The 7276-nt window shown below is 56.5% G+C and carries 8 protein-coding genes and 2 pseudogenes; 4 read left to right on the forward strand and 6 right to left on the reverse strand.

Going from position 1 to position 7276, the window contains the following annotated elements; all coding sequences use genetic code 11:
- The first annotated feature begins 270 nt into the window (after positions 1 to 270).
- Positions 271 to 504, forward strand: a complete 234-nt coding sequence (locus tag GQ57_RS24345) for a hypothetical protein (RefSeq protein ID WP_011549124.1) — start codon at positions 271 to 273, stop codon at positions 502 to 504.
- A gap of 318 nt (positions 505 to 822) precedes the next feature.
- Here GQ57_RS24345 and GQ57_RS42040 read toward each other — a convergent pair whose 3' ends face one another.
- Both GQ57_RS42040 and GQ57_RS24350 read right to left on the reverse strand, forming a co-directional pair.
- Positions 823 to 1347, reverse strand: coding sequence for a hypothetical protein (locus GQ57_RS42040; RefSeq protein ID WP_152603343.1), 525 nt, complete (start codon positions 1345 to 1347; stop codon positions 823 to 825).
- Between the two features lie 185 nt (positions 1348 to 1532).
- Positions 1533 to 2160: pseudogene (locus tag GQ57_RS24350) on the reverse strand (tyrosine-type recombinase/integrase).
- Between the two features lie 164 nt (positions 2161 to 2324).
- On the opposite strand from GQ57_RS24350, the gene GQ57_RS24355 reads away from it, so the two are divergent.
- A complete protein-coding gene (locus GQ57_RS24355; protein WP_031398826.1) occupies positions 2325 to 2726 on the forward strand; it encodes a hypothetical protein in 402 nt (133 codons plus the stop codon).
- A gap of 218 nt (positions 2727 to 2944) precedes the next feature.
- Here the strand turns inward: GQ57_RS24355 and GQ57_RS24360 are convergent, their stop codons facing one another.
- Positions 2945 to 3613, reverse strand: a complete 669-nt coding sequence (locus GQ57_RS24360) for an HAD family hydrolase (RefSeq protein ID WP_031398825.1) — start codon at positions 3611 to 3613, stop codon at positions 2945 to 2947.
- A gap of 386 nt (positions 3614 to 3999) precedes the next feature.
- On the opposite strand from GQ57_RS24360, the gene GQ57_RS40080 reads away from it, so the two are divergent.
- A complete protein-coding gene (locus GQ57_RS40080; protein WP_235215123.1) occupies positions 4000 to 4458 on the forward strand; it encodes a YunG family protein in 459 nt (152 codons plus the stop codon).
- Between the two features lie 183 nt (positions 4459 to 4641).
- Here the strand turns inward: GQ57_RS40080 and GQ57_RS24365 are convergent, their stop codons facing one another.
- Complete coding sequence (locus GQ57_RS24365; protein ID WP_034199262.1) at positions 4642 to 5184, reverse strand: hypothetical protein; 543 nt, start codon at positions 5182 to 5184, stop codon at positions 4642 to 4644.
- Between the two features lie 312 nt (positions 5185 to 5496).
- A complete protein-coding gene (locus GQ57_RS24370) occupies positions 5497 to 6372 on the reverse strand; it encodes a LysR substrate-binding domain-containing protein (protein ID WP_034199263.1) in 876 nt (291 codons plus the stop codon).
- Positions 6373 to 6538: 166 nt separating this feature from the next.
- Here GQ57_RS24370 and GQ57_RS40085 point away from each other — a divergent pair, with 166 nt between their 5' ends.
- Positions 6539 to 7057 carry a lipocalin-like domain-containing protein gene (locus GQ57_RS40085; protein ID WP_081896762.1) on the forward strand — a complete coding sequence of 173 codons (519 nt, stop codon included), beginning with the start codon at positions 6539 to 6541 and terminating at the stop codon, positions 7055 to 7057.
- Positions 7058 to 7134: 77 nt separating this feature from the next.
- Here GQ57_RS40085 and GQ57_RS42045 read toward each other — a convergent pair.
- Positions 7135 to 7276, reverse strand: a pseudogene (locus GQ57_RS42045) (IS30 family transposase); the annotation flags it as partial.

A 7276-nucleotide genomic window follows, 5' to 3' on the forward strand; every position in this document is an offset into this window, starting at 1 on the left:
TGCCATTGTCGACTACGCGTTTGCATTTCCGCAGGCGCGGAAGGCTTCGATGGATTCGACAACGGGCCTGAGGTTGACCTGCGGCGGGATTTTGTAGCCACGCTCGATGAGTATCTTGGCCCCGGCGCGACTGCGGAATCATTCCCGATTAAATCGCTTCTCGCGCAGCGTGCCGTTGGAACCTTCAATGGTGTCGTTCTGCCAAGGGCGGCAAGAACGGACACAGCGTGTACGATCTGGTCCTCAAGAAAACCATCCAAGGAGAGTGGAATGAATCCGGAACAGGCCCGAGCCGAAGAAACCCAGGCGATGGAGCGCATGGTGGCCGCCACGCTGCGCGTGCAGAGTACGTTCGCCTCGATGCAGAAGCAATTTCCGCCGCAAGGCAGCGGCGAGCCTTCGCCGTTCGCGCTGCAAACCTTTGATGCCGCCCTGCAGGAACTTGAAGACGCACAGGCCGCGTTCGATGCGCTGCTGAACGATCTGATCGACGGTAACCGCTAAAGGCTACGCCCTTATCTGCACCGATTGTCGACGATCTAAAAAGCTGTGTCGAACGACCGTTCCTGGCCGGATGCCGCCGCTTGGCCTCCCCAACGCATGGCCGGATGGCGAACTTCGATCCCGTCCAGCCCACTGGTAAACTCGGGCGGCCAAAGCAACTTTTCCCGGTCACATGAGCACGCAACCCGCAGCAACACCTGCACCCGTCACCCCAACGATGCAGCAGTACCTGCGGCTTCTCTGATAAGGCCACGGGCGCAAACCTACGCCTGGACCTACGCCACACACTCCTTCTGACCTTCCTCTACCAATCGATGCCTATTCGCGCTCTATAGTCTGGCTCGGAGGCCAATGTTCTTTACATACCGTATCATTTCCGGGCCGACAGAATCCCTGGATCAAGACGGTCGCACGACCGGCTTCGTTCGCAACGTTTTTGTGTGTTATTGGCTCCGTGAACGTGTGAATTAGCTCATGGAACTCAAGTGCCGCGTGCTCAGCATAGAAGTTGTTGACCGAATTTGCCCGCGCACCGGCAAGCATCGCCTGAGCCTCTCGATTTGCCTCGCTTGACTCCTCGTCTCCATGTGCAATGACGAGAAAAGCGTTCAATGATAGAAAGTCATCTTTGTGTTCAATAAGCTTGATCAAGCGAGCTTTCTCGTCAGCTGATAGATCGAAGCTCCCCTCGTCGAAGCGAATCGATATTGCCTTCGAATACATGACCGGTAAGAATGCAGCGCCGTTCAATGCCCACGTCGACAGCCCGAGCGCCATTATTAATTTCAAAAATATTGCAATATTTTTCATTGTGCTTTCATTTTTTTTGGGTTGATTTGTCATGCCCGTGCTTCGCTGCTGAAATCAACAGGGAAATCCTTGATTAAATGACCGTCATCCGTCTGGTCTATGCTGGTAGGGTTGGGCCAACTCTAATTGAGTGAACTCTGAGATTGTCGACGATTCAGGCACCCATGTTGAACGACCTGTGTTGGCCGGCAAGCGACCGCTCGCCGGCCGCGACGCCGTCAAACCTCGGTCTGCTCCGCCATCTCAAGGGCATCGTCGACCTCAATGCCGAGATAGCGCACCGTACTCTCCAACTTGGAATGTCCGAGCAGCAACTGCACCGCTCGAAGGTTCTTTGTCCGCCGATAGATCAGCGAAGCTTTCGTGCGGCGCGTCGTATGGGTACCGTATGCGGTGTCGTCCAGGCCAATCGATGCAATCCAGCGATGTACCAGCCGAGCATATTGCCGCGTCGACAGGTGCGGTGACGTATGCGCCCGGCTCGGGAACAGAAAATCCGCCGCCTTCAGTCCCCGCGCTTCGATCCATGCCTCGAGGCTCTCACGGGTCTGTTCCGTGATCTCGAATTGCACCGGCCGCTGGGTCTTCTGCTGCATGACAGTCGCCCTGGACGCCACATGGCTGCCGTGACGGACATCCTGGACCTGCAACCGCGTAAGGTCGCACGCTCGGAGCTTGCTATCAATTGCGAGATTGAACATCGCGAGCTCGCGAAGGTTCGACGCCATCTGGAGTCTCGTCCGGATCGCCCAGATTTCCCGGAGCTTTAACGGCTGCTTCTGCCCGGTGCAGCGTGCCCTTGTTCCACGGCACGCGGTGGACAACCACGACCCTCTCGGATTCCATGACAATTTCCTTTCAAGAGAATGGAGATTGAGTGTGCGCCGCGTCGGGCGGTCGCAACCCGACCCTGAAGAGACGGTCCGGTTTGCCGGAAGCGGCCATTCAACATTACACTTGGTCTACGACTTACCTTCCCCTATCGAGCTTTCTTTCGATCCCGCTTTATCATGGATGACTCCGCTCAAATCGACAAAATCGTGAAAGATTCGTTTGGCCTTTGGATTACGGGTCTTTTCAGCGCGATCAGCGGCAACTCACCGGGTATGGCCTTCCATAGCCATAGAGATGCATTCTTTCGAGTCGTCGAGCATCTTCTTCAGACGGGAAGGATCAAGTTCGTTGCCCCGGGCGCGGATTGCTATGTCTCGCCCGCACATCCGAATCCTCGATTTACGATCAACGATCACGAAGCCCAGTGGCACGCTTCGCCTGACGAGATCATCTCTTACCTCCGAGACAGGTGGCCGAAGGCCGCATGCCATGAGCACGATCTGCTACTGCTCGATTACTTTTACAGCATCCCGGCGGTGATATGGGTTGGCGACGATGGCACCTTGGCGGTATCTTGATCGGAGCGATCGCGGCAATTATTCGAAAAGCTGACCTAAGCCCGATTGATGACGATCTAGGCGGTGATTCCGGATGTCTGAAAGTGGCCGGATGCCGCCGGTCGCGACCGCCTGTAGCCGACCCGAAGCAGGCATTCAACACTGTCAGCACCAACGACCGCCTTTGCCCTGAAAGCAGACGTGACTTTCATGGGCTCGCAACGTCTGGCCGGCTTCCCTCAGCTCGACAAGAATGGCAATGCTTGCTCGAGATCCGGAAAGACAAGAGCGCCGCGCGTTGTCAGGACGTCCGATTTTGGCGGAATGCCGATGCCAACAAATTCGAGGCCGAGATATTCGGCCACTTCAAGGTCCCAGCGCCCGTCTCCGACTGAAACGGTACGGCAAGCCGCTCCAACGCTATAGTGTCGCCGAGCACGCTCGACGGCGGCAGCGACAAGATCCGTACGCGAGGGATACTCGGACGCCGTAACAAGCAGGTCGTCGTCAAATGGGATACCGACAGCCCTCAGTTTCCGCTCGCTGACACGCCTCCCGCCCCCAGTCGCGAACACGATTCCCCATCCTGACGCCATAGCCTCCCGCACGAATATGCCCGCTCCACGGATTTCTCTGAGCTCTTGGCGGGAAAGCGCGTCCACAAAATGACGATCCACGTCCTGCTCGAACGACGCAACGGCCGATGCACTCATCGGACCCCAACCGTTGGACGATAGCGCGTGTGCGAGGATTCCCGTGTCGGTGTGATGTGGATAGCTCCCCCAGTCAGTGTCGAGGGCAGGCAGCCTCAAGGCCTGCATCGCAGCCAGGAACGCAGACTGATGCACTGCGACTGAATCCGTCAGCGTGCCGTCGATATCCAAAACGAGTATGCGTTCAGCTTTCATTAATCACCAGCAACGTGAAGGACATGGGAAACGAATGCCCGAAGCTTAGGGCAGCGGCCATTCTACGGTGAAACGTGAATGACCGGCGCGCGGCCGTACGCGAATGGCGGCCAGTGCTTTGCGGTCGACTGAAACCGGATCAACTGGGGGCAGTCGCCGGTCGCGACCGGGTGTAGTCGACCCTGAGCTGCCAGTCGTTGTGCTCGAAAGCGGCCATACAGGACGCAAGCAGAACAATAAAACATTCATTGACGGACTTAATAACTGAAGGCAGACTCACTATCTATGCAAGCCTTCACGTCCTTCGCCGTTGCGACCCACCATCATGCGCATTCCCATTCGGGACTACCGCTGGGGACGTGCATACGCTAGAAATTCGCAGCGACATGCGCTTCGAAGCCCCGCCGGCAACGACGGGGCTTTTGTCTTTTTTGGGTGCTCCATCGGTCGTCGGCTCAACTAGAGAGCAAAATCACATGACTTCTGTATCGAAAGCCTTTGCGACACCCCTCGACTTGTACAGAGCAATTTCACGTGTTTGGGCGGGAGACACGTCAAGCCCGACCGATGCTTGGTCACCATCGAATCCAGCGCAGAATCACTGCAGTGTCACCTCGCTTGTCGTCCAAGATTATTTCGGCGGTCAGATTCTCACTACGCGAACATCGGGTGGTAAGCACTTCTACAATCTCATCGACGGAAAGAAGTGGGATCTGACGGTGAGCCAGTTTGTCGAACCGGTACCGTATGACGACACTCAATCCACTCGCGATGAGGCATTGGCAGATACTTCGGAAAGAAAATACGAGCTTCTAACGTCCCGACTGGAAGAACTAGTTAGATAACGTGAATGCGCGAAGGATGTAACGCCACTTAGCATTGCGGCCTGCCGACGGCGATCATCGCCGTCGGTAGCATTCGACGTTTCGGTAGAGCAGGTTGTTGACGATCTTGGCGGCAAGATCGAACGTCGGCTGATGGCCGCCGCACGACGCATAGGATCGTTTGGAACCAGCGTTAGAATTCCGTTAGCTATCGCGCGCTTCGCCGGTCGCGTAGTCAAGCCGGTACACCGTTCGATTGAAATCCACGGCTTCGATGTGGGCTGGCAGCAAGCGAAAGCCTTCCGAGAACACGTCGGCGCCAGATGCCTGCCACATAAGGTTTCCCTCTAATGACAGGCGAGAGATCTCGAGTTCCCCATGCGAAATGAGAGCACCTCGACCACTTTCCCAGTGGATACCAAAGCACGTAGCCATATCGACCTGTGTTGACCATACCAACCGACGGGGCGATGAAAGCGAGAGGCAGGCGACGTGATCGCCGACCGCAAGGTAAAGCTTGTCGCCGAGCACTAGCGCAGAGTGATCATGCACCGATGAGCAGCCTCCACCTGCGCCAATGACCATTATTCCGCTACCGTTCAGCGCTATCCCATGGACAGATGTAGGCGTGTCTCGCGTGAGCAGTGCCTCGAACTCGTACGATCGCACATTGTCTTGTGACTTGAATGAGTACGTGGGCTCGTTCACAACGCTAAGTAAGCCAATTTGCGTATCGATTTCTTGCACTTGAAATTGTCGTCCGTCCTAGTGGGTAGGATTGTCGACGATTCCTGCAGCGGCGTCGAACGTCCGATTGTGGCCGGATGCCGCCGGTCGCGACCGGGTGTAGCCGACCCGTTTGAGTCCCCCAGACACGATCCATGACCGTCCGCTCCGATTTCGGCAAGAGACGGTTGTTGGCGATGCTTCGTGTCACCGTTAGCTCATCTCTATAGCGCTTCGCTGTTCGCGGGGAGCAATCGAGAATGGTGGGTTGATTTGCGATGGCACGAAAAATCTGGTTAGAGCCCTCAACGTTTCCGTGTCGGATTCGCCCGTCTACACGCTGAGATTGGTAATGGCACTCTCGATCACAACGCGTTTCAGCTCGGCTAAGGCTGGTGACATCTCATGCTGTCCGGCGTGTAGACAAAGTTCGACTGTCGGCAGCGGCGGCAGACCGTCCTTCGCATCGAGTCGCCGGAGAGACGCGGGCAATCCGGCCGCCGTTCTCAATGTGATGCCGAGTCCTGCTGTCACTCCCGCCCAAAGACTTTGAAGGCTGGAGGTGGTGTAGGCCAATCTCCACGAAATGTTTGCCTTATCGAGTGCCTCGATACCAGCGCGACGAAAAAAGCAGGGCGAGTTGTACAGAGCCAGCTCGAGAGGAACCTTATGGTGCGGGCGCACGTCGATCCCGATCGGGCCGATCCATGCCATCTGTAGCGTTGCAATGTGTTCAGCATCCCGGCGGCTTTCATTGCCCATCACAAGCACGAGGTCGAGCTCGCCCCTGTCCAGTCGCTCCAGCAACACACCGTTGCGATCAACCGCGATCTCCACGAGAACCGCCGGATGAGTTTTCTTGAATTGTCCCAGCGCCTCCGGAAGCCACGTTTCCGCGAAATCTCCGGGTAAGCCGAAACGCACAGCCCCCGCAACACTGGCCCCCCGAACCGCCCGAGCCGCCTCATCATTGAGATCAAGAATACGGCGTGCGTATGAAAGGATCAGATCGCCGGATTCAGTCAACACCAAGCCTCTCCCTTGTCTGCGAAACAAAGGCTGGCCAACCTGTTCCTCAAGCTTGCGCATCTGCTGGCTGACCGCCGATTGCGAACGACCTATCCGTTCAGCAGCGCCATTCAAACTCCCGAGCTGTTGAGTCAACAGAAGCGTTCGCAAAGCGTCCATATCCAGGTTCGGCAGAGGCATAGTTCAGTTTTTCTGAAGGCATGGTGCTGAATTATCGCATTCCTTACATGCCCATCAGACTATCATCCATAGCACCCTCTCGTGGCTTATGCACCGGCTGTGTGCGGGCCAGTCACGCCTTGATACGCACAAGGTCTCAGAATCAACGCCTGGAGAAGTTCACTGTATGAAAGTCCACCCGATCCTTAATAGCGGCTTCCTGGGGATGATCTTCTCAGCGAGCACGCTATTGGCAACCGTTGCACCTGCCGATGCGGCCACCACTGCTCCGGCGCTGGCAGGAACGTGGATTCTTGTGGCAGCTGATGTCCAGCATCCCGATGGCTCACGGGCGCGCGACTTCGGTCCCGCTCCAAAGGGGGAACTGGTGATCGACGCCCAGAATCACTATTCATTGCAGATTTTCAACTCCGAACGGCCCCGTTTCGCCTCAGGTGACAAGGCAACAGGAACACCGGCCGAATATGAAGCGGCCGTCATGGGTTCCAGCACGCATTTCGGTACGATCAGCGTCGACCCGGCTGGAAGAACCCTGACCTTTCACATCCAGAACGCTTCTTTTCCCAATTGGGAGGGAGAGCAGCAGAAGCGGAGCTACGAATTGAAAGACGGTGTACTAAGTTATCGCGTGACACCTCGACCGAACGGAGATGTGCCGATTTCGGTCTGGAAACGTGTGAACTAGGCGGATAGTCAAGCGTTGCCCTGCTCCTTTGAGTCATAGCCAGCAGCATCGCGAACGACAGCAATCAGTCTGCGGATTCAACCCGTCGATGCAACGAATTGATGAAATCGCTCAGCCGGTGTATCGAAGTCTAGTGTCTTTCGCGGACGCTCATTGAGCCGCCTGGCTACAGCATTGAGCTTGGCCTGCGAATAGGCCGAGAGATCGATCCCCTTGGGG

It is taken from the genome of Burkholderia sp. MSh2 (assembly GCF_000731655.1).
In the GTDB taxonomy this organism is placed as follows: Bacteria; Pseudomonadota; Gammaproteobacteria; order Burkholderiales; family Burkholderiaceae; genus Burkholderia; species Burkholderia paludis.

Excerpts from the sequence above, each read along its gene's own strand:
- GQ57_RS42040 (WP_152603343.1), bottom strand. The coding sequence starts at position 1,347 with ATGACAAATCAACCCAAAAAAAATGAAAGCACAATGAAAAATATTGCA.
- GQ57_RS24360 (WP_031398825.1), bottom strand. The coding sequence starts at position 3,613 with ATGAAAGCTGAACGCATACTCGTTTTGGATATCGACGGCACGCTGACG.
- GQ57_RS40080 (WP_235215123.1), top strand. The coding sequence starts at position 4,000 with ATGCGCTTCGAAGCCCCGCCGGCAACGACGGGGCTTTTGTCTTTTTTG.
- GQ57_RS24345 (WP_011549124.1), top strand. The coding sequence starts at position 271 with ATGAATCCGGAACAGGCCCGAGCCGAAGAAACCCAGGCGATGGAGCGC.
- GQ57_RS40085 (WP_081896762.1), top strand. The coding sequence starts at position 6,539 with ATGAAAGTCCACCCGATCCTTAATAGCGGCTTCCTGGGGATGATCTTC.
- GQ57_RS24370 (WP_034199263.1), bottom strand. The coding sequence starts at position 6,372 with ATGCCTCTGCCGAACCTGGATATGGACGCTTTGCGAACGCTTCTGTTG.
- GQ57_RS24355 (WP_031398826.1), top strand. The coding sequence starts at position 2,325 with ATGGATGACTCCGCTCAAATCGACAAAATCGTGAAAGATTCGTTTGGC.